17 protein-coding genes are annotated in these 21880 nt (G+C 63.8%); 12 read left to right on the top strand and 5 right to left on the bottom strand.

Annotated elements, in window-relative coordinates:
• Nucleotides 1-42: 42 nt before the first annotated feature.
• The 7 genes from NKI01_RS16305 to NKI01_RS16275 all read left to right on the top strand — a co-directional run bounded on the left by NKI01_RS16305 (nt 43) and on the right by NKI01_RS16275 (nt 10202).
• The gene (locus tag NKI01_RS16305) at nt 43-2031 is read left to right on the top strand and encodes a heme lyase CcmF/NrfE family subunit (RefSeq protein ID WP_352963897.1); all 1989 of its coding nucleotides are present in this window, start codon (nt 43-45) and stop codon (nt 2029-2031) included.
• The gene (locus NKI01_RS16300) at nt 2028-2495 is read left to right on the top strand and encodes a cytochrome c-type biogenesis protein (RefSeq protein WP_023718384.1); all 468 of its coding nucleotides are present in this window, start codon (nt 2028-2030) and stop codon (nt 2493-2495) included. The genes NKI01_RS16305 and NKI01_RS16300 overlap by 4 nt, the downstream gene beginning before the upstream one ends.
• A 116-nt stretch (nt 2496-2611) precedes the next feature.
• A complete protein-coding gene (locus NKI01_RS16295) occupies nt 2612-4168 on the top strand; it encodes a Do family serine endopeptidase (RefSeq protein ID WP_352856760.1) in 1557 nt (518 codons plus the stop codon).
• 301 nt (nt 4169-4469) lie between these two features.
• Nucleotides 4470-5144, top strand: coding sequence for a response regulator transcription factor (locus NKI01_RS16290; RefSeq protein ID WP_352963894.1), 675 nt, complete (start codon nt 4470-4472; stop codon nt 5142-5144).
• 6 nt (nt 5145-5150) lie between these two features.
• Complete coding sequence (locus NKI01_RS16285) at nt 5151-6620, top strand: sensor histidine kinase (RefSeq protein WP_352963892.1); 1470 nt, start codon at nt 5151-5153, stop codon at nt 6618-6620.
• Nucleotides 6620-9580, top strand: a complete 2961-nt coding sequence (locus NKI01_RS16280; RefSeq protein ID WP_352963889.1) for a bifunctional [glutamine synthetase] adenylyltransferase/[glutamine synthetase]-adenylyl-L-tyrosine phosphorylase — start codon at nt 6620-6622, stop codon at nt 9578-9580. The genes NKI01_RS16285 and NKI01_RS16280 overlap by 1 nt, the downstream gene beginning before the upstream one ends.
• Nucleotides 9581-9731: 151 nt before the next feature.
• Nucleotides 9732-10202 (top strand): EF-hand domain-containing protein, encoded by a 471-nt coding sequence (locus NKI01_RS16275; RefSeq protein ID WP_352481890.1) that lies wholly within the window; start codon nt 9732-9734, stop codon nt 10200-10202.
• A gap of 52 nt (nt 10203-10254) precedes the next feature.
• Here NKI01_RS16275 and NKI01_RS16270 read toward each other — a convergent pair whose 3' ends face one another.
• Complete coding sequence (locus NKI01_RS16270) at nt 10255-12582, bottom strand: PAS domain-containing sensor histidine kinase (protein WP_023718378.1); 2328 nt, start codon at nt 12580-12582, stop codon at nt 10255-10257.
• A gap of 181 nt (nt 12583-12763) precedes the next feature.
• Nucleotides 12764-15409, bottom strand: a complete 2646-nt coding sequence (pepN, locus tag NKI01_RS16265; RefSeq protein WP_352481888.1) for an aminopeptidase N — start codon at nt 15407-15409, stop codon at nt 12764-12766.
• Nucleotides 15410-15563: 154 nt separating this feature from the next.
• Between pepN and NKI01_RS16260 the strand changes: the two genes are divergently transcribed.
• Both NKI01_RS16260 and NKI01_RS16255 read left to right on the top strand, forming a co-directional pair.
• The gene (locus NKI01_RS16260) at nt 15564-15779 is read left to right on the top strand and encodes a hypothetical protein (RefSeq protein ID WP_023718376.1); all 216 of its coding nucleotides are present in this window, start codon (nt 15564-15566) and stop codon (nt 15777-15779) included.
• The gene (locus tag NKI01_RS16255) at nt 15776-16753 is read left to right on the top strand and encodes a DMT family transporter (protein WP_502899437.1); all 978 of its coding nucleotides are present in this window, start codon (nt 15776-15778) and stop codon (nt 16751-16753) included. Before NKI01_RS16260 ends, NKI01_RS16255 begins: the two co-directional genes overlap by 4 nt.
• Here the strand turns inward: NKI01_RS16255 and NKI01_RS16250 are convergent, their stop codons facing one another.
• The 3 genes from NKI01_RS16250 to NKI01_RS16240 form a co-directional block, all read right to left on the bottom strand.
• Nucleotides 16754-17572: a helix-turn-helix domain-containing protein gene (locus NKI01_RS16250; RefSeq protein WP_352494827.1), complete on the bottom strand. Its 819-nt coding sequence runs from the start codon at nt 17570-17572 to the stop codon at nt 16754-16756.
• Nucleotides 17573-17677: 105 nt separating this feature from the next.
• Nucleotides 17678-18559 carry a uracil-DNA glycosylase gene (locus NKI01_RS16245; RefSeq protein WP_023718373.1) on the bottom strand — a complete coding sequence of 294 codons (882 nt, stop codon included), beginning with the start codon at nt 18557-18559 and terminating at the stop codon, nt 17678-17680.
• A gap of 37 nt (nt 18560-18596) precedes the next feature.
• Complete coding sequence (locus NKI01_RS16240) at nt 18597-19241, bottom strand: hypothetical protein (protein WP_023718372.1); 645 nt, start codon at nt 19239-19241, stop codon at nt 18597-18599.
• Here NKI01_RS16240 and NKI01_RS16235 point away from each other — a divergent pair.
• The 3 genes from NKI01_RS16235 (at nt 19192) to NKI01_RS16225 (ending at nt 21867) form a co-directional block, all read left to right on the top strand.
• Nucleotides 19192-19374, top strand: coding sequence for a hypothetical protein (locus NKI01_RS16235; protein WP_198030476.1), 183 nt, complete (start codon nt 19192-19194; stop codon nt 19372-19374). The genes NKI01_RS16240 and NKI01_RS16235 overlap by 50 nt on opposite strands.
• A 106-nt stretch (nt 19375-19480) precedes the next feature.
• The gene (locus NKI01_RS16230; protein WP_352639544.1) at nt 19481-21160 is read left to right on the top strand and encodes an electron transfer flavoprotein-ubiquinone oxidoreductase; all 1680 of its coding nucleotides are present in this window, start codon (nt 19481-19483) and stop codon (nt 21158-21160) included.
• 110 nt (nt 21161-21270) lie between these two features.
• A complete protein-coding gene (locus tag NKI01_RS16225) occupies nt 21271-21867 on the top strand; it encodes a DUF922 domain-containing protein (protein ID WP_352481881.1) in 597 nt (198 codons plus the stop codon).
• The last annotated feature ends 13 nt before the right edge of the window (nt 21868-21880 follow it).

Below are 21880 nucleotides of genomic sequence, written 5' to 3'. Positions count from 1 at the left end.
TGCGGCAAGAACCTGCGGCAAAACCTGGCGAGCGCGGCGACAATGGTTGAAACCGGACATTTCGCCCTGGTCCTGGCGTTTGCGCTGGCCCTGGTGCAGACGGTGGTGCCGCTGTTCGGTGCGCGCACCGGCAACCACAAGATGATGGCCGTCGGCGCACCCGCCGCGCTGACCGGCTTTGCCTTGACAGCGCTGTCCTTCGTGGCGCTGGCGACCGCGTATGCAGGCTCCGACTTTTCGGTGGAGAGCGTCTGGGAGAACTCGCATTCGCTGCAGCCGCTGATCTACAAGATCACCGGCACTTGGGGCAATCACGAAGGTTCGATGCTGCTCTGGGTGCTGATCCTGACCTTCTTCGGCGCGCTTGTCGCCGTCTTCGGCGGCAATCTTCCGGCGACGCTCCGGGCCAATGTGCTTGCGGTGCAGGGAGCGATCGGCGCTACTTTCTTGCTGTTCATCCTGACGACGTCGAACCCGTTCGTCAGGCTCAATCCGGCGCCCATCGAGGGCCGCGATCTCAATCCGATCCTGCAGGATCTCGGCCTCGCCATCCATCCGCCGCTGCTCTATCTCGGCTATGTCGGCTTTTCGATATGCTTTTCCTTCTCGGTCGCCGCCCTCATCGAGGGCCGCATCGACGCATCGTGGGCGCGCTGGGTGCGGCCGTGGACGCTGGTCGCCTGGATGTTCCTCACCGGCGGCATCGCCATGGGCTCCTACTGGGCCTACTACGAGCTCGGCTGGGGCGGCTTCTGGTTCTGGGATCCGGTCGAGAACGCGTCCTTCATGCCGTGGCTGGCGGGCACGGCGCTGCTGCATTCGGCGATTGTCATGGAAAAGCGCTCGGCGCTGAAGATCTGGACGCTGCTGCTGGCGATCCTGACCTTCTCGCTGTCGCTGCTCGGCACCTTCCTGGTGCGCTCCGGCGTGCTGACCTCAATCCACGCCTTCGCCACCGATCCGACGCGCGGCGTTTTCATCCTCTGCATCCTGACGCTGTTCATTGGCGGCTCGCTGGCGCTGTTTGCCTTGCGCGCCTCCCGGCTGACGGCCGGCGGCCTGTTTCACCCGATCTCGCGCGAAGGCGCGCTGGTCCTCAACAATCTGTTCCTGACCACCGCCACCGCCACCGTGCTGGTCGGCACGCTCTACCCGCTCGTAGTCGAAGCGCTTTCGGCCGACAAGATTTCTGTCGGCGCGCCGTTCTTCAACCTGACATTCGGCCCGCTGATGGTGCCGCTGCTGGTCGTCGTGCCGTTCGGGCCACTGCTCGCCTGGAAGCGCGGCGACATTTTCGCGGTCGCCCAACGCCTGATGGCGGCTTTCGCGGCGGCGCTGCTCGCCGTGCTGGTGACCGCCCTGTTCATCGATGGCGCTTCGGTGTTGGCGGCACTCGGTGTCGGCCTTGCCTTCTGGCTGATCTGCGGCGCGTTCACCGATCTCGCCGTCAAATCCGGCTTCGGCACCGTCGCGCCCGCCACCGTGCTCAGGCGCTTCGCCGGCCTGCCGCGCTCGGTCTTCGGCACAGCGCTTGCGCATCTCGGCCTCGGCCTGACGACGCTCGGCATTGTCGGCACGCTTTGCTTCGGCACCGAAAAAATCCTGTCGATGCATGCCGGCGATACAGTCGAACTGTCCGGCCACACCCTGCGCTTCGAGGGGCTCTACCCGGCCCAGGGGCCTAACTACAGCGAGGATCGCGGCCGCTTCGCCCTGCTTGGCGCTGACGGCAGCATCGCTGGCGAGATCACCTCAGCCAAGCGCTCATACCCGGTGCGCCAGATGACAACGACCGAATCCGGCATCAGCACGATCGGCTTCAGCCAGCTCTATCTCTCGCTTGGCGACGAGGCCAGCGACGGCTCTGTAGTCGTTCGTCTGTGGTGGAAGCCGCTGGTGACGCTGATCTGGGGTGGCGGCCTGGTGATGATGGCGGGTGCGGCGATGTCGCTGCTCGACCGCCGCCTGCGTGTCGGCGCGCCGTCGTCCCGCAAGCCGGCGGGCGCCGTGCCATCGGCGAGCCCGCCATGAGCCAAAGGGTCACGCTGGCCTCGCTGGTCCTCTTGCTGGCGCTGTTGTTCGCCGGCGCCGCGCAGGCGGTCAAGCCCGACGAGGTGCTCGCCGACCCGGCGCTCGAGGCGAGGGCGCGCGCTTTGTCGGAAGGCTTGCGCTGCATGGTCTGCCAGAATCAGTCGATCGACGAGTCCGATGCCGACCTTGCCCGTGACCTGCGCATCCTTGTGCGCCAGCGCCTGGTCGCCGGCGATACCGATCAGCAGGTGATGGACTATGTCGTTTCGCGCTACGGCGAATTTGTGCTGCTGAAGCCGCGCTTCAATCTGCGCAATGCCTTGCTCTGGGGCACGCCAGTTCTTCTGCTGCTCGTTGGCGGGACGTTCATCCTGCTGGCCGCTCGCTCGCGCCGCTCGACAGCGACCGCTGCCCTGACCTCGGACGAGAAGGCGGCGTTGGACGCGATACTCCGCCGCGATTGATCCTAACATTACGAAAGTTTCATGTACCGGAAATGGCGCCGTAATGTGCGGCTCTCTATTTCCTTTGTCGAGGATGCCAATCAAGGGGCGTCCCTTGAAAAGAGGATACGAGAACCATGAATGTTGCCCCCAATTCATATCTTCGCACCCGCAAACGCCTGCTGGCCGCAGCCGCATCCCTAGCCATTGCCGGCGCGATCGGCTTTGGTGCTGTTGCCACCGGGACAGCCCCGGTTCTGGCCGATGCCGTGCGTGTCGAGGCACCGCAGGTCCCGAGCTTCGCCGATGTGGTCGAGCGCGTTTCGCCGGCGGTCGTCAGCGTGCGCGTCAAGGCCAAGATCCAGTCGACGGCCGATGACGGTTCCGGCCAGATGGACGACGAGGACGGCCTAGGCAATCTTCCCGACAATCCGCAGCTGCGCCGGTTCTTCCGCGAATTCCGCGGCTTTGGCGACCAAGGCGGCGACCAGGGTCCGAACGGAATGCGCCGTTTTGGACACCGTGACCGCAACAACGACCAGCCGCGGCCGGTGGCGCAAGGGTCGGGCTTCTTCATCTCCGATGACGGCTATCTCGTCACCAACAACCATGTCGTCGAGGAAGGCACCGCCTTCACCGTGGTGACCAATGACGGCAAGGAGCTTGACGCCAAGCTGATCGGCACCGATCCGCGCACCGACCTTGCCGTGCTCAAGGTCGATGACGGCAACAAGTTCACCTATGTCGACTTCGCCGATGATTCCAAGGTTCGCGTCGGCGACTGGGTGGTGGCTGTCGGCAATCCGTTCGGCCTCGGCGGCACGGTTACCGCAGGCATCGTTTCGGCCCGCGGCCGCGATATCGGCGCCGGCCCCTATGACGACTTCATCCAGATCGACGCCTCGGTGAACCGCGGCAATTCGGGCGGCCCGACCTTCAACCTCAACGGCCAGGTCGTCGGCATCAACACCGCGATCTTCTCGCCGTCGGGCGGTAGCGTCGGCATTGCCTTCGACATTCCCGCTTCGACCGCCAAGCAGGTCGTGCAGGATCTGATGAAAAACGGCACAGTCCAGCGCGGCTGGCTCGGCGTCGAAATCCAGCCGGTCACGCCCGAAATCGCCGAGTCGCTTGGCCTTGGGTCCGGCAAGGGCGCGCTCGTTGCCAGCGCGCAGGACAACAGTCCCGGCAAGAAGGCCGGCATCACCGCAGGTGACGTGATCACTCAGGTGGACGGCAAGGACGTTGCTTCGCCGAAGGAACTCGCCCGTCTGATCGGCGCTTACCCGCCCGGCAAATCGGTCGATGTCACGGTGTGGCGCAACGGCAAGAGCGAGGCGGTCAAGGTCGATCTCGGCAAGCTGCCGTCCAGCGACAAGCAGGCCTCGGCCGACCAGCAGCCTGCACCCGCGCCGAAGACCGATACGCTGGCCGATCTCGGCCTGACCGTCACCAAGTCCGACAACGGCAAGGGTCTTGTGGTTACCGATGTCGACCCCGACAGCGATGCCGCCGATCGCGGCATCCAGCCCGGCGACGTCATCACCTCCGTCAATTCGACGGAGGTGACCGGCACCGGCGACGTCGACAAGGCGATGGCCGACGCGGTGAAGTCCGGACGCAAGGCGGTGCTGATGCAGATCACCCGCGACGACAGCAACCGCTTCGTCGCGCTGCCTGTCGCCAAGGGCTGACGACCGGTTCGACTTTTCCGGTGCGGCGGTTTTCACACCCCCGAGCCGCCGCACGGGAAAGCACGGGGGCCTGAATACGTTAGTCAGTCATCGTGTTCCGCCCCAGCGGCAGCGGGCTTCCCATCGCCCGCTGCCGCTCGAACATGCCGCTCAAAGCGTGAAGCGGTTTTAGGCTACGACATGCTAAAACAAAGACTTACCGCGTATCCCTGAATCACTTTGTTCGCGATACGCCATGGAGACGGCCACGATGCATATGCCGGCCACTCAATCTTCCAGTGAAATCGCGTATAACGGTTCTATGAAGATTCTCGTCATAGAAGACGATCGCGAGGCGGCCGACTACCTGCAGAAGGCGTTCGCCGAGGCCGGCCATACCGCCCATGTCGCCGGCGACGGCGAAACCGGCTTCGCACTCGCTGATTCCGGCGACTATGACGTCATGGTCGTCGACCGCATGATGCCCCGCCGCGACGGCCTGTCCGTCATTGCCGGGCTCAGGTCCAGAGGCAATACGACGCCCGTGCTGATCCTGTCGGCGCTCGGCGAAGTCGACGACCGGGTCACCGGTCTGCGGGCCGGCGGAGACGACTATCTGACCAAGCCCTACGCCTTTTCCGAACTGCTCGCCCGCGTCGAGGTGCTGAACCGCCGCGCCAGCGCAAGGGAGGCAGAAACCGTCTACCGGGTCGGTGATCTCGAACTCGACCGGCTGTCGCATTCGGTGCGGCGCGCCGGGCGCGAGCTTACGCTACAGCCGCGCGAGTTCCGCCTGCTCGAATATTTGATGCGCCATGCCGGCCAGGTAGTGACGCGCACCATGCTGCTCGAGAACGTCTGGGACTACCATTTCGATCCGCAGACCAACGTCATCGACGTTCATATCTCGCGGCTGCGCGGCAAGATCGAGAAGGGCTTCGACAAGCCGATCCTGCACACGGTTCGCGGCGCCGGCTATATGCTGAAAAGCGGCTAGAACCCTATGGCTCTTTCCGTGCCGGCCATCATGAGGACGACGGCAGCGCGGCTTTCAGCGCTTTATCTTCTGCTTTTTGCGCTGTGCGCTGTGCTGCTGGTCTTGTACATGACCTCGCTCTCGGCGCGCATGCTGACTGCCCAGACGCAGGAGACGATCAACGACGAGGTACTCGGCCTTGCCCGCGCCTATCAGCGCGGCGGCCTGCCGGTGCTGGTCCGCGTCGTCGAGCAGCGCTCCCGCCAGCCCGGCGCCAATCTCTATCTGATCGCCGATGCCAACGGCCAGATCCTGACCGGCAACGTGCAGAGCCTGGAGCCGGGCGTGATTGAGGCCGAGGGCTGGACCACCGAACCGTTCTCCTACCGCCGCTTCGGCGAGGGCGAGCTCGAGCGGCAGCGCAACCCGGTCTCCGACCCGAACGAGCCCGCGCAGAACGAGGTCCAGGCCGAAGGCCAGAAAGGCCACAACGCCATCGCCCTGGTGCTGCGCCTGCCCAACCAGATGATCATGCTGGTTGGCCGCGACCTCGGCGAGCCGGAGCGCTTCCGCGCCGTCATTCGCCGCGCCTTGATGCTGGCGCTCGGCATGATGGGCGTCGGCGGGCTGCTGATCTGGTTCTTCGTCGGGCGCGCTGCGCTGAAGCGCATCGACAGTGTGTCGGAGGCGAGCCGCCGCATCATGGGCGGCGATCTTTCCGGCCGGCTGCCGGTCACCGGCGCCGGCGACGAGTTCGACCGGCTGTCGGAAAACCTCAATTCCATGCTGGCCAGGATCGCCACGCTGAACGAGGGACTGAAGCAGGTCTCCGACAACATCGCCCACGACCTGAAAACGCCGCTGACCAGGCTGCGCAATCGCGCCGAAGCGACGCTTTCCGGCAAGCACAACACCAGCGACTACCGACAGGCGCTGGAAGGAACGATCGCCGAATCCGATCAGCTGATAAAGACCTTCAACGCCATCCTGATGATCTCACGGCTGGAGGCCGGCTATTCCTCCGAAAGCACCACCAGGGTCGACCTGGCCGCTGCCGTGCACGACGTCGTCGAACTCTACGAGCCTGTGGCGGAAGAGGCGGGTGTGACGCTCGAAACCTCGGTACAGGGTGCCTTCGCCGTCAACGGCAATCGCGAGCTGATCGGCCAGGCGCTGTCCAATATCGTCGACAACGCGATCAAATATTCGACCGACTCGACCTCCAGGCCTACGGTTCGCGTGACGCTGGAGCGTATCGATGGCGAGATCAGGCTTGCTGTTTCCGACAACGGCCAGGGCATTCCCGACGATGTCGACCGCGCCAGGGTGACCGAGCGTTTCGTGCGGCTGGAAAAGAGCCGCTCGCAGCCGGGTTCCGGCCTTGGCTTGAGCCTCGCCAAGGCGATCATGACGTTCCACAATGGACGGCTTGCGCTTCTGCGCGGCAATCCCGGATTGTCCGTCGTCATGAGTTTTCCCGGGCGGGAAGATCGCTGATGGTGGCGAGGATGGCAGCGCGACGCCGCGAGACGGACTGGCTTTTGAAGCCGGCGGTAAAGCTCGTTCCGCTGGATGCAAGCCGCGCCAGGCAGGAATTGGCGGAGATCGCCGACGCCGCGCGGCAGGAAGAACTGCCGCGACTGGCGAAATTTCTCGCCGGCAAGGGGGTCATCCAGGATTTCCTCGCCGCCGTGTTCGACCTGTCGCCGTTCCTGCGCGATACCGCTCGCCGCCGGCCGCTAATCCTCGATGCGCTTTTTGACGAGACCATCGAGGCGCGGCTGTCATCAATCGGCGCCGCGGTCGACAAGGCAGCGCGCGCAGAGGCCGTCTCCGAAGGCAGCCTGATGATGGAGCTGCGCCGATGCAAGGCGGAGGCGCATTTCCTGATCGCCTTGGCCGATCTCGCCGGCGAGGCCGAGACTTCGCTGACGGTGCGGCGACTGAGCGACCTTGCCGACGCCTGCACGCGTGCAGCCGTCGATTTCCTGCTCCGCGACGCGCATGAGCAAGGCAAGCTCAGTTTGCCGGATCCGAAAAATCCGGCGCAACGCTCGGGCTGGATCTTGCTTGGCATGGGCAAGCTCGGTGCGCATGAGCTGAACTTCTCCTCCGACATCGACCTCGTCGTCTTCTTCGACCCTGATGCGCCTGCCGTCGTCGATTCGCTCGATGCCACCGAGCTGTTTTCGCGCCTGACCCGCCGGCTGGTCCGCATTCTCCAGGACCGCACCGAGCACGGTTACGTCTTCCGCACCGATCTCAGGCTTCGTCCCGACCCCGGCTCGACGCCGCTGGCGATCCCGGTCGAGGCGGCGCTGCGCTACTATGAGGCGCGCGGCCAGAACTGGGAGCGCGCCGCCATGATCAAGGCGCGCCCGGTGGCTGGCGATCTTGCCGCCGGCGCTGCGTTCCTGAAGGAACTGCAGCCCTATATCTGGCGCAAATACATGGACTATGCGGCGATCGCCGACGTCCATTCGATAAAGCGCCAGATCCACGCCCACAAGGGCCATGGCGAGGTCGCGGTCAAAGGTCACAACGTCAAGCTCGGCCGCGGCGGCATCCGCGAGATCGAGTTCTTCGTCCAGACCCAGCAACTCATCGCCGGCGGTCGCTTTCCCGAACTGCGCGGCCGCGAGACCGTGCCGATGCTTGGCGAACTCTCCGCGCGTGGCTGGATCACTGCCGATGCGCGCGATGCCCTCACCAGGCAATACTGGTTCCTGCGCGGCGTCGAGCACGCCATCCAGATGGTTGCCGACCAGCAGACGCACATCCTGCCGGAGGACGAAGAGGGGCTGGAGCGCGTCGCCCGCATGCTGGGCTTTGCCGATGCGGCAGGCTTTGCCGAAGCGTTTCGCGCGGCGCTGCACCAGGTCGAGCGCCACTATGCAGCGCTGTTTGAAACCGCGCCGGAGCTTTCGGCAGGCATCGGCAATCTGGTCTTTACCGGCGACGTCGACGATCCCGACACCTTGCAGACCCTGAAGCGGCTCGGCTTCCAGCGGCCGAGCGACATCTGCCGGGTTATCCGCGGCTGGCACTTCGGCCGGTATCGCGTCACCCGGTCGGCGGAAGCGCGCGAGCGGCTGACCGAACTGACGCCGGCGCTGCTGCAAGCCTTCGGCCAGACGCGGCGGGCGGACGAGGCAGTGATCCGCTTCGACGAATTCCTTGCCGGCCTGCCTGCCGGCATCCAGCTGTTTTCGCTGCTGCATTCGAACCCGGCTTTGCTGAAGCTGATGGCGACGATCATGGGCGCGGCACCGCGGCTGGCCGCCATCATCACGCGCCGGCCACATGTCTTCGACGGCCTGCTCGATCCGGCGCTGCTGAGTGAACTGCCCAACCGCGCCTATCTGTCGGCGCGTCTTGCCGCCTTCCTCGAAGGCGACGGGGCCTATGAGGACGTGCTCGACCGACTGCGCATCTTTGCTTCGGAGCAAAAGTTCCTGATCGGCGTCAGACTGCTTGCCGGGTCGATCGATCAACCGCGCGCCGGCCGCGCTTTTTCCGACCTCGCCGATCTGACCATCGAGGCGGCATTGCAGACGGTGACGGCGGAATTTGTGCTGCGTCATGGCCGTATTGCCGGCGGCAGGGTCGCACTGCTCGGCATGGGGAAGCTCGGCAGCCGCGAACTGACGGCAGGTTCCGACGTCGACCTCATCCTGCTCTACGATCACGACGCCGATGCCGAGGAGTCCGACGGCGACAAGCCGCTTGCCCCGTCGCATTACTACAGCCGACTGACGCAGCGGCTGATCGCCGCCGTTTCCGCGCCGACGGCCGAGGGCGTGCTCTATGAGCTCGACCTTCGCCTGCGGCCGTCCGGCAACAAGGGGCCGGTGGCCACCCATGTCGACGCCTTCAAGAAGTATCAGCGCCAGGACGCCTGGACATGGGAGCACATGGCGCTGGCGCGAGCCCGCGCGATCGGCGGCGATGCCGAGCTCTGCCGCGAGGTCGAAGGGGAAGTTGCCGCAGTGCTCGCTCTGCCGCGTGATCCAGTCAAGGTGATGGCCGAGGCATCCGAGATGCGCGCCATGGTCGACAAGGAGAAGCCGCCGCGCGATACCTGGGACATCAAGCTGATCCCGGGCGGCCTCATCGATCTCGAATTCATCGCCCAGGTTGCGGTGATTACCGGAAAGATCGAGGCAGGCCGCAGGGCCACCGGCACGGCTGACATCCTGTCGCGCCTGGCGCCGGATTTCGCCAGCGCCCAGGTCAGGCAGGAACTGGTGGATGCCTATTCGCTCTATCTGGCGCTGACCCAGATAATACGGCTTTGCCTTACCGGCGCGTTCGAACGCGACGACGTTCCGCCAGGGCTTTCGGATCTGCTTCTGGCGGTCACCGACCTGCCGGATTTCGGTGTGCTTGAAGCGCACCTCAAGGAGACGTCGCAGAAGGTCAGAAAGGATTTTGACCTTTTGCTTCGTGCGAAATAACCGTGACGGCAATCGGCCGAACGGGCGAGAGCATCGGAGCCAAAAGTGGCGACCTGCTTTGGGAGCTTCCGATGCTCAAACAAGGAGATAGAGCGGGGATTGAAGATCTGCCGCTCTAGCATCGGGGGTGACGATGCAACAGGAGAAGACCATGAGAAAGACGACCAGACTTGCACTCGTTTTCGCAGCCCTGGCCGGCGCCGTCGGCACCGCTGCCTATGCAGACGAGCACTCCGGCGCCGGGCCGCGCGAGGGCATGATGATGCGCCTCGGTAAGGTCATGAAGGACAATGACGGCACCATCACCTTCGACCAGTTCTCCGACGCCATGAACGCGCGGCTGAAGAAGATGGTCGCCGACAATGGCGGCAAGCTGACCGTGGCACAGCTCGCCGACGCGCTGGAGAAGGCACGCTTCGAGCAGATGGCCAGGCGCATCATCGCCCGCTACGACACCAAGGGCGACGGCACGCTGACCGCCGACGACATCACCAGCCGCCAGAAGAAGGTGTTCGCCATGCTCGACCGCGACAATGACGGCAAGATCGAGAAGAACGAACTGCCGAAGGGTCCCGGCCGTCACCACCAATGGGGCGGCGACGGCAATGACGGCATGCAGTGAGAATTAATAACCTCTCCGGCGGCGCGAGCCGCCGGAGACTTATTTTGTCGTTTCAGGCAGCGGCCTTGACCGCCTGCGTGGCTTTCTTGATCGGGATGCGTACCGAGACGATCGTGCCGACGCTTTCGGTCGAGCGGATCTTCAACGCGCCACCCTGAAGCTCGGCCAGCGAGCGCGAGATGGCGAGGCCGAGGCCGGAGCCGGCATGGCTCTTGGAGAACTGGTTTTGCACCTGTTCGAACGGCCGCCCGAGCTTGCTCAGCGCCGCCTTCGGGATGCCGCAGCCATTGTCCTCGATCGTCAGGATCAGCGCGCTGGAAATGCTGCGGGCCCTGACCGAGATGTGGCCGCCTTGCCCGGTGAACTTCACGGCATTCGATAACAAATTGATGAGGATCTGCTTGATCGCCCTGCGGTCGGCGAACAGCGTCAGCGAATCGGCGATGCGGGTTTCGACGGTGATCGATTTTTCCGCCGCCTGCAGCGAAACGACGCGAACCGTTTCCCTGATCAGCGGGCAGAGATCGATTTGTTCCTGATCCAGCGCGAACTGGCCGGCCTCGATCTTCGACATGTCGAGGATATCGTTGATGACGCCGAGAAGATATTTGCCGCTGCCGTTGATGTCGGTGGCATACTCTTCGTAGCGGGGCGAACCCAGCGGCCCGAACAGGCCCCGTTCCATCAGTTCCGAAAAGCCGATGATCGCGTTGAGCGGCGTGCGCAACTCGTGCGACATATTGGCCAGGAATTCAGATTTGGCCCGGTTCGCCGCTTCCGCCCGCTCGGTTTCCTTCATGTATTTGCGATTGAGCTCGACGAGTTCGCGGGCCCGTTCTTCTTCCGCCCGACGGGCAAGGCTGAGGTCGTGGATCGTTGCCATCAAACGGCGCTCGCTGTCGACCAGCTTCTCCTGGTGCAGCTTGATCTGGGTGATGTCGGAGCCGACCGAGACGGTGCCGCCGTCCCTTGTCCGCAATTCGTTCACCTGAAGCCAGCGGCCGTCGGCAAGCTGGCGCTCGAAGGTCACGCCCCCCTGCGGTCCGTTGGTATTGGCAAGCCGCCGCTCCGAGGCGAACGCCAACATGCGTTCATCCAGCACGGCGCGCGGGGCGCCCGGCATCACGTCGCGATCCGACAGGCCGTTATCCTGCTGGTATTTGGAATTGCACATGATCAGGCGCTCGGACGAATCCCACAGCACGAAGGATTCGTTGATGTTTTCGATGGCTGTCCTCAGGCGCAGGTCCGCGGCTTCGGAGCGCAGCGCCAGGTGCCGCTGCTCGGTGACGTCGACGGCGATGCCGATCAGCTGGATCTCCGGGGCTTCCGGGTCGATAACCTGTGCTCTTGCCCGCATCCAGACCCATTGCCCGTCGGCATGACGCATCCGGAACACCTGGTCGATGTGGTCGATCTCGCGCCCGACGATCCTGTTGGCGAGTTCAAACAAATCGCCGTCCTCGGGATGGATGATTTCGTCGACTTCGCCGAACGACAGCATCGTGTCGCAAGGCTCGTAGCCCAGCATGTCGTACATCGAGCGCGACCAGTACATCTTGCCGCGCACCATGTCCCAGTCCCACAGGCCGCAGCGGCCGCGCACCAGCGCCATGTCGATGCGCTGGTGGGCTTCGAGATAGATGCGGTCGGCGGCCTGGGCGCGCGCCGCCTGGCCGAAATAGGCGTAGAGGATGATGATCAGCACGCCGGCCGTCAGCACAAACAGCGTGACGTTGAGCGAGACCGTCTTGCGCCAGGTGTCAAAAACTGCCTCCTGCGGCACAAAGGCTGCCGCGGCACCCCTTCGGCCATTCGCCAGGCTCACCGCCGCGTACCAGTCCTGTCCGCCGATGCTGACCTCCATCACCCCGGCGCGGTCGCCGAACATGAACAGCGGCTGCCCGCCCTGCACGACGCCATCGAGCGATCGCCCCTCCCAGTGCGTCGACTGCGGCGATACGGCAATGATCTTGAAGGCGCTGTCGGTGATCGCCAGTACGTGGCTTCGGCCCATCGCGCCCTGACGGCCGGTTCCCTCCAGCAGGTCCTGGATCGCGCCGGGCGTCGAAACCATGGTCGCGTCGGCAGCGATCGAACTGGCCAGTTGGCCCGCGGCCAGCGCAAGGATCGCCTTGGCGTCGCGCTCGATCTCGTCGCGCTCGTTCATCAGCGACAGAAAGCGCAATACTGCAATGATCAACAGAAAGATGATGATGAGGGCCGGTATCGATCGCCGCAACAGCGGCTCGGCTGCCAGCAGCCGTCGGTAGGCAGGTTCGGCGATGAGCCGCGTATTGCCGGCGAGACCGTCGCTTCGCGCCTCGCGTCGCTCAAAAGCCGTCCCACCGGGCGCGCCCCACGCGTCCGCCTTCGCCATAAATGGCACTCCCCGATTTTCAATCTGCTTGACGATCCGGCAACGCCGCACTTCCGAATCGTCTGTAAAGAATCAAAGGTGATTCGCCTTGTCCAGAGGCGCGGCGAAAAAAGATTAAAAATCGACTAAAATAATGCGGTTTTCGGGCGAGACGCCATTGTGGTGGTGAGCCGGCGCGTTGTCAGGCCAGCGTGCGCTCGACGATGTCTCGCAAATCGGCCGACAGCTTCTCTGCATTGGCGATCGAAAGCAGCGCCTCCCTTGCCTTGGCCTGCCGCACCGGTTCGAGCGACCGCCAAGACCTGAGCGCCGTCGCCAGCCTGGCGGCCACCTGCGGGTTGCGCTTTTCCACCTGCAGCACCGTTTCGACGAAAAGCCGGTAGCCCTCGCCGTCGGCGCTATGGAAGCCGGTCTGGTTGGCGCTGGAAAACGTACCGATGAGTGAGCGCACCCGGTTCGGGTTGGCCATCGAGAACGTCGGGTGGCCGGTCAAAGCGCGCACCGCATCGACGGTTTGCGGGCCGGGCACACTGGCCTGGATCTGGAACCATTTGTCCATGACCAGCGCATCGGTTGCATATCTCGCCTCGAAATCGGCCAGCGCCTTGGTCGCCTCCGGTGAGCCGTGGTGACGGTGCGCAAGCACGGTCAACGCCGCGGCCCGGTCGGTCATGTTGGTCGCCGACTGGAAGTGCCGGGCAGCGAGTTCCGCGCCTCCCGGCAGCAAGCAGAGATAATCCAGCAGGACATTGCGCAGTGCACGCCGCCCGGCACTGGTCGCATCCGGGCTGAACGGACCATTGTCGGCGAGCCGATCGTAAAGTTTGGAGAATATCTCGCTGTTGGTCTCGGCGATCGCAACCACTAGCGCCTCGCGCGCCGCGAAAATGGCGTCGGGGTCGATGTTCTTGCCAATGTCGCGGGCGATATCGGCCTCGCCGGGCAGCGCCAGCGCCAATGCCCGATAGGCGGGTTCGAGTGCTTCGTCGCCGGCTATCTTGCCCGCAAGCTCGGTCAGCCGGGCGCTGAACTCGGGTTGCCTGTGGTCCAGGATCTGACGGAAGGCTGCAATCAGGGCATCGGTCAAAAGCGTGTTGAACGCCTGCCAGCGCGAGAAGGCGTCGCTGTCATGGCCAGCCAGAAAAAACTGGTCGTCGGGCCGTTGCTCGACCGAAAGCGTCACCGGCGCCGAAAAGCCACGGTTGAGCGACATGGCCGGACGCTCGGCAATCCCGGAAAACCTGACGACATGGCGACGTTTGCGGATATGGATGACACTGTCCTCGACGTTCGCCCCTTCGACGCCGCTATGCGCTATCGCCTCGCCACCGGCGCCAACCAGGCCGAAGGCAAGCGGAATGTGCATCAGCCGCTTGCGGCTTTCCGCCGGTGTTGGCGGCACCGACTGCTCGATTTCGAGCGTGAATTCTCGCGCCGCCGGATTATATGCTGAACTGACGGTCAGGTTCGGCGTACCGGCCTGATGGTACCACAGCGAAAACTGCGACAGGTCGCGACCGGAGACGTCTTCGAACACCTTGATGAAGTCTTCGATCGTCGCCGCCTGGCCGTCGTGACGTTCGAAGTACAGGTCCATGCCGGCGCGGAACGTCTCGGCGCCGAGGATGGTATGGATCATGCGCACGACTTCCGAGCCCTTTTCGTAGACCGTCGCCGTGTAGAAATTGTTGATCTCGCGGTAGCGGCGCGGCCGCACGGGATGCGCCAGCGGCCCCTGGTCCTCGGGAAACTGATGGGCGCGCAGCGTACGCACCTCGGCGATGCGCTTGACGGCGCGCGAGCGCTGATCGGCGGAGAATTCGTGGTCGCGGAAAACGGTCAGGCCTTCCTTCAGGCAAAGCTGGAACCAGTCGCGGCAAGTGATTCTGTTACCTGTCCAATTGTGGAAATACTCATGGGCAATGATGGCTTCGATGTTGGCGAAATCGGCGTCCGTCGCGGTTTCCTGGTCGGCCAGCACATACTTGTCGTTGAAGATGTTGAGACCCTTGTTCTCCATCGCGCCCATATTGAAGTCGGATACGGCGACGATGTTGAAGACATCGAGGTCGTATTCGCGGCCGAACGCCTCCTCGTCCCATTTCATCGAGCGTTTCAAGGCGTCCATGGCGTAGCCGGCGAGCCTCTCCTTGCCCGGTTCGACATAGATTCCGAGCTCGACGTTGCGGCCAGACAGGGTAACGAAACTGTCCGAGATCTTGCCGAGGTCGCCCGCCACCAGCGCAAACAAATAGGACGGCTTGGGGAACGGGTCGTGCCAGACCGCATAGTGCCTGCCGCCGGCAAGTTCGCCGCTGCCGGCCGGGTTGCCGTTGGACAAAAGCAGCGGCGCCTCACGGCGCTGAGCTTCGATGCGCACCGTATAGACCGACAGGATGTCGGGGCGGTCGAGGAAATAAGTGATGCGGCGAAAGCCTTCGGCCTCGCACTGCGTGCAATAGACGTCGCTGGAGCGATAGAGGCCCATAAGCGCTTCGTTCCGCGCCGGCGCCAGCACGGTTTCGATTCTCAGTTGGAAGCGCCTTGCCGCAGGGGGGCTGACGATTGTCAGTTGATCGGGCGTGGCGAGAAAATCCGCAGGGCTCGTTTCCTGGCCGTCGATGGCGATGCTGCTGAGCGTCAGCCCGTCGCCATCGAGCACCAGCGGCACTGATGCCGCAATCCCGTCGCGGCGTTCGACCGCCAGCACGGCGGTGACATGCGTTGCTTCAGGTGAAAGGCGGAAAGTCAGGCTGGTTTCCGGAATGAGATAATCGCTGGGGCGATAGTCTTCGAGCTTGAAGACCTGGCCGGTATCGGTGCGCATTCCTTGATTTTTCCTGTCGATCCGGGAGTGGCGGGCGGGTCCGCTGGTCCAAATAAATTGAAGTCTGCGCTCTTTACACGAAACACTCCCTCGACAAAACTGCAGCGACGTCTATTTCAGGCGATCATTTCCCAAGCATCATCGCGAGGCTTCCATGACCGTCGTCACGCCGAAATTCGGGATGGGCGCCTCGGTGCTGCGTCGCGAGGCCTTCAAGGGCGCCGGGGAGGCGAGTACGATCGGGTCGACGCGTGCCGCGCTCAATGAGGTGACCGACGCTCTCTATAGCGCCTACGGCATCAGACATATCGACATGCCCGCAACGCCGGCGCGCATCTTGGCGGCGATCCAGGAAGCAAAAGGGGCGTGACAGCCGAACGGGACTTGCCAGTGCTTGCTGCCGGCGACCACGCCGGCGAACACAGCACGCTAACCGGGATCGTGCTCAAGATCGTATCGGTGGCGGTCTTCGTCGGCATGTCGTCCTGCATCAAGGCGGCAGGCACGGTGCCGGCGGGCCAGATCGTCTTTTTCCGCTCCTTCTTTGCCATCTTTCCGATCATCGCCTTCCTCGCCTTCCAGGGGAAACTCGGCACCGCCTTTTCGACAAAGCGCCCGCTCAACCACATTGCGCGCGGTGTTGTCGGGGTTTGCGCCATGGGGCTCGGCTTCTTCGCGCTGACGCGGCTGCCGCTGCCCGAGGCGATTACGCTGAACTACGCGCAGCCGCTGCTGGTCGTGGTGTTCAGTTCGATCTTCCTCGGCGAAGCCATCCGCATCTATCGCTGGAGCGCGGTTGCCGTCGGCCTGGTCGGGGTGCTGATCATCTCGTGGCCGGAACTGACGCTGCTGGGCTCGGGCGCTGCCCTTGGCGACCAGGAGGTGCTCGGCGTCATCGCCGCCCTCATGGCCGCGGCGATCTCGGCCATCGCCATGCTCCTGGTACGCAACCTCGTCCAGAGCGAGCGGACGGCGACCATCGTGCTGTGGTTCTCTGTGACGGCGAGCGTCATGGCGCTGCTTTCGCTGCCATTCGGCTGGCAGGCGCTGACGCCAGTGCAGGCGGGGCTTCTGATTGCCGCGGGTTTTTGCGGCGGGCTCGGCCAGATCCTGATGACCTCGGCCTATCGCCATGCCGAAGCTTCGGTCGTGGCACCGTTCGAATACACCTCGATGATCCTCGGCGTCGTGGTCGGCTATCTGGTCTTTGGCGACGTCGCCACGATCAACATGCTGGTCGGCGGCATTATCGTCGTCGCAGCGGGCATTTTCATCATCTGGCGTGAGCGCCAGCTCGGCCTCGAACGCACCCGCACGCGCAAGGCGATCGCGCCACAGGGGTGATCAGCCTTTCGCCGCGTCGGCCCGCCCTTTCGCCAGCCGCACCAGCACCGCCCGCGTCTGCTCGTCGGCCGGGAAAAAGGATTCGATCGCCAGCTCCGACAACGTCACGTCGAGCGGCGTGCCGAATACGGTGATGGTGCTGATGAACGACAGCATCGCGTCGCCATGGGCAAGCTTGAGCGGATGGACAATCGCATCCGGTTCGACCGGCGCCGGCCGGCTGCCTTTGAGGCCGGACGGATAGGCCCGAAGCTCGCGCTCGAGCTCGACCAGCACCGGATCGGCGGTAGCATCGTTCTGCTGCTTCAGCCGCTCCAGAAGATGCGTCCGCCATTCCGCAAGGTTGACGATGCGCGGCGCGATGCCGCCGGGATGCAGGCTGAGGCGCAGCACGTTGACCGGCGGCGTCAGCAATGAGGCATCGGCGACATTGGCGAGGAACGGGCCTATGGCGGCGTTCGCCGACACCAGGTTCCAGTGCCGGTCGACGGCAAGCGCCGGGAACGGCTCGTGCGCCTTGAGCACGGTCTCGACCGCCGCCATCGCCGGCGCCATCGAGGCATCGTCAAGCGGCCGCTCACTGAAGCTCGGGGCAAAGCCGGCGGCCAGCAGCAGCTGGTTGCGCTGCCTGAGCGGGATCGAAAGCTGCTCGGCCAGATGCAGCACCATATCGCGCGAGGGTGCGGCGCGGCCGCTTTCGACGAAGCTCAGATGCCGCTGCGAGATCTCGGCCTCCATGGCGAGGTCGAGCTGGCTCATGCGCCGGCGTGTACGCCATTCGCGAATGAGACTGCCGGCGGAAATCTGGACTGCTGTCATGACGAGATGACTAGGCCGGTGGGAGAGGGATTTCAATTACCTGGGAAGTCATCGGCACTGTCTTTCCCTTCTCCACCACAGAGAGAAGGAAGAGGCGCGCGAACCTCAACTCAGCGCCCGCAACTTCGCCTTCACTTCGAGGAAATCCCGCCACGCCAGCTTCTTGTGCGCCGGCGTCCTCAGGAGATAGGCCGGATGCAGGGTCGGCATGGCGGGAATTGCGACGCCGGATGGGGTCGTGTGGACGCGCCAGTTGCCGCGCAGCCGCAATATGCCTTCGGAGGTGTTGAGCAGGGTCTTTGCCGACGGGCCGCCGAGATTGACCAGCACTTTCGGAGCAACCAACTCGATCTGCCGTTCGATGAACGGCCGGCATATCTCGGTCTCGTGCGGCGTCGGCGTGCGATTGCCCGGTGGCCGCCAGGGAATGACATTGGCGATGTAGACTGAATTTCGATCAAGACCGATCGCGGCCAGGATGTGGTCGAGCAGCCGGCCAGAGCGGCCGACGAACGGCAGGCCCTCTATGTCCTCGTCGCGGCCCGGCGCTTCGCCGACCAGCATCACCTCGGCAGTCGGATTGCCGTCGGCGAACACCAGGTTCTTGGCCGTGAATTTGAGATTGCAGCCGTCGAATGCCGCCATGTGCTGGCGAAGCTCGTCGAGGTTTGCCGCCGACCTCGCCAGTTGCCGCGCCAACGCCGCCTGCGCCTCGTCGGGCACCGTTGCGGTGGCCGGAGGCGTTCGCACTACCGGTGCCGTGTTCGGTCTCTCGCCCATTTCGGCGCGCGACACGCTCGTCGAGCGTTGCGGCGCCGCATTTTCACCGGCCGGCAGAGCGGCCGCCGCGGGTACCCGCTCCGGCGGCCTGGCTTCTGCAAACCTGTTTACCGGCTGTTCTTCAAGTGCCTCATCGACGCCAGCGCTGGCGTAGAAGGCCAGCAGCTCGGCGAGATCGGCTCGGTTATTGTGGGGGGCGGCAGTCATGGTTTCACATTCGGCCGCGGAGCTTGAATTTGCAAGTTCAGCTCGACGGTATGCGCGGATCCTGCACCAGATAGAACGTCCAGCGCGGCGTGTAGTCGGTGATCAGGAAATAGAAGCTGGCGGTCTTCAGCGGGTCGATCTTGCCGTTCTTGAACAGCAGGCGGTCATACGGTTCGAAATTGCGGTCGAAATCGGCGTAGCTGCTCGACCAGATATTTTCGGGCGTTTTGTTGCGCTGGTCGAACGACAGGCCGTCGCCGAACACGCTCGGCTGGTCGAGGATCTCCTGGAGTTCGAACTGGAACTCGACCCAGGCCTGGCCGCTATTGTTGAGCACGTCGATGCGCATGTACATCAGCCCATTGGCGAAGTCTCCAGCCTTGCCGAACGGCTGGATCGGCTTGGTCGTGCGAATGGCTAGCGTTACCGGCGTCGCTGAATTCAGCTCTTCGGTGATGACGAGCGGATCCTCCTTCGTGCCGACGCCCGAAGCCCCGGTGATGCGGAAGCCGCCGCGCTCGTCGGAAAAGGAGTAGGCGCCGGTCGCCCAGACCAGTCGTGGGTCGGCGCGGGCATCAACGGCCGCCAGCGGCAGAAGCGCCAAGAACGCCGCACGGCAAATCCGGCCGGGCGTGAAAAAAAAGCGCGTCGATGAAAAGCCAGCCGGCCCGAATATGCGCATGGCGGGAAGTATGGCCGATAAGCAAGCCGTCGAACAATTAAAAACATCAGTGCGACATATCTCTACAAACGGAATAGGATTGAAGATTGGTGCTCGCCACCGCGAATCTGTGCGGCAGGACGCGACTTTTTGACGAAATCGGTATTGTCACGTCCGCGTCGGTTTCCCGTCGCTATTTGATGCGCTATGCAGCGCGTGAGCCAGCAAGATGCCGGGAATAGCGAGCCAGTGAGGGGTCGATGAGCGATATCGAACGCGAAAGCATGGAATTCGACGTGGTCATCGTCGGCGCCGGCCCGGCCGGCCTCGCCGCCGCGATCCGTCTCAAGCAGGTCAATCCCGAGCTTTCCGTTGTCGTGCTGGAAAAGGGCGGCGAAGTCGGCGCGCACATCCTGTCCGGCGCCGTCGTCGATCCGATCGGCATCGACCGGCTGTTGCCGGGTTGGCGCGAAGAGGAGGGTCATCCCTTCAGGACACCGGTCACCGACGACCATTTCTTGGTTCTCGGCCCCGCCGGTTCGTTCCGTCTGCCCAATATCCTGATGCCGCCGCTGATGAACAATCACGGCAACTATGTCGTCTCGCTCGGCAATGTCTGCCGCTGGCTGGCGACAAAGGCCGAGGCGCTGGGCGTCGAGATCTATCCGGGCTTTGCCGCGGTCGGCCTGCTCTACAACGAGGCCGGTGCGGTCACCGGCGTCGTCACCGGCGACATGGGCGTCGAGAAGGACGGCACGCACGGCCCGGGCTTTGCGCCGGGCATGGCGCTGATGGGCAAATATGTCTTGATCGGCGAGGGCGCGCGCGGCTCGCTGGCCAAGCAACTGATCGCCAAATATCACCTTTCCGACGGTCGTGAGCCCGGAAAATACGGCATCGGCCTCAAGGAACTCTGGCAGGTCAAACCGGAAAACCACCGGCCGGGCCTTGTCCAGCATTCCTTCGGCTGGCCGCTCGATATGAAGACCGGCGGCGGCTCCTTTCTCTACCATCTCGAGGACAATCAGGTGGCAGTCGGCTTCGTCGTTCACCTGAACTACAAGAACCCCTATCTGTCGCCCTTTGACGAGTTCCAACGCTTCAAGACCCATCCGGCGATCCGCGGCACCTTCGAGGGCGCCAAGCGGCTGGGCTATGGTGCCCGCGCCATCACCGAAGGTGGCTGGCAGTCGGTGCCGAAACTGTCCTTCCCCGGCGGTGCGCTGATCGGCTGCGCGGCCGGCTTCGTCAACGTGCCGCGCATCAAGGGCTCGCACAATGCCGTGCTCTCCGGAATGCTGGCCGCCGAGCATGTCTGTGATGCGATAGCCGCCGGCCGCGCCAATGACGAGCTGGCCTCCTACGAGGCCGCCTGGCGCGCCACCGACATCGGCAAGGATCTGAAGAAAGTGCGCAACGTCAAGCCGCTATGGACGCGCTTCGGCACCATTGTCGGCGTCGGCCTTGGCGGGCTCGACATGTGGCTGAACACGCTGTTCGGCTTCTCGCCCTTCGGCACGATGAAGCACGGCAAGGCCGACTACGCGACGCTGGAACCGGCCGCCGCGCACCAGAAGATCGCCTATCCGAAGCCGGACGGGGTGCTGACCTTCGACCGGCTGTCGTCGGTGTTCCTGTCCAACACCAACCACGAGGAAAACGAGCCGGTGCATCTGCTCGTCGCCGACATGGACCTGCAGAAGCGCTCCGAACATGACGTCTATGCCGGGCCCTCGACGCGTTACTGCCCGGCTAGCGTCTACGAATGGGTCGACAAGGACGGCAATGCCGCCGCCGATCCTGCGGCCAAGGATGTGCGCTTCGTCATCAACGCGCAGAACTGTGTGCACTGCAAGACTTGCGATATCAAGGACCCGAACCAGAACATAAATTGGGTGCCGCCACAGGGCGGCGAGGGCCCGGTCTACCAGAACATGTAAGTCACAAGGTTTGCTCCGGACCAAACAAGATGAGGAGCAGCGCAACCATAGGATTGTTGAATAGACCGCCTGCCTGTGTTTCCTTTCTGTGACGACAGGGAGGAAGGAAAATGCGTCTGGCAGTTCTGACGAGCGCTGTGGCGATCGGGGCGTTGTGCACCCCTTTAGCCTTGGCCGACACTAAAGTATTGGTCAAGACACGAACTTATAACATTGCCGGAACCACCGGCGCGGCCCTGATCGAGGCCATGGATCGCAGTGGGCCGAAGCACGGCTTCATGACCCACGCCATCGCGCAGACCGGCTACAGCGTCGATGATTGGACCTTCGACGCCTATACGGAAAACGGCGTCTGCCGCCTGCGCCAGGCCAACGGGACGCTCAATCTCTTCTATACCTATCCCAAACTAGCCTCAGCCACGTCGCCGGCACTGCAGAAGCGGTGGAAGCGGTTCTTCGCTGGCGTCCGCGCCCATGAAGAGACCCATGGCCGCATCGCCAGACAGATGATGCGGGCCACCGAAAAGTCGGTTCGAGGGTTGACAGTCGGTGATGACCCGCACTGTTTCGAGGCACGTCGCGAGGCAAAGCGCCGGATCAATGCCATCTATGCCGAATATGAAGCAAAGCAGAAGGCCTTCGATGCGCGCGAGCATCGCGACGGCGGCCCCGTCGAGCACCTCATCCGCGCTTTTGTGGGCCAATAATAAGCCAGGGTAG

The sequence above is a fragment of the Mesorhizobium sp. M0815 genome, from assembly GCF_040319995.1.
GTDB lineage: Bacteria > Pseudomonadota > Alphaproteobacteria > Rhizobiales > Rhizobiaceae > Mesorhizobium.
The sequence above is the reverse complement of the archived record's forward strand: the minus strand, read 5'-3'. Positions and strand labels throughout refer to the sequence as shown.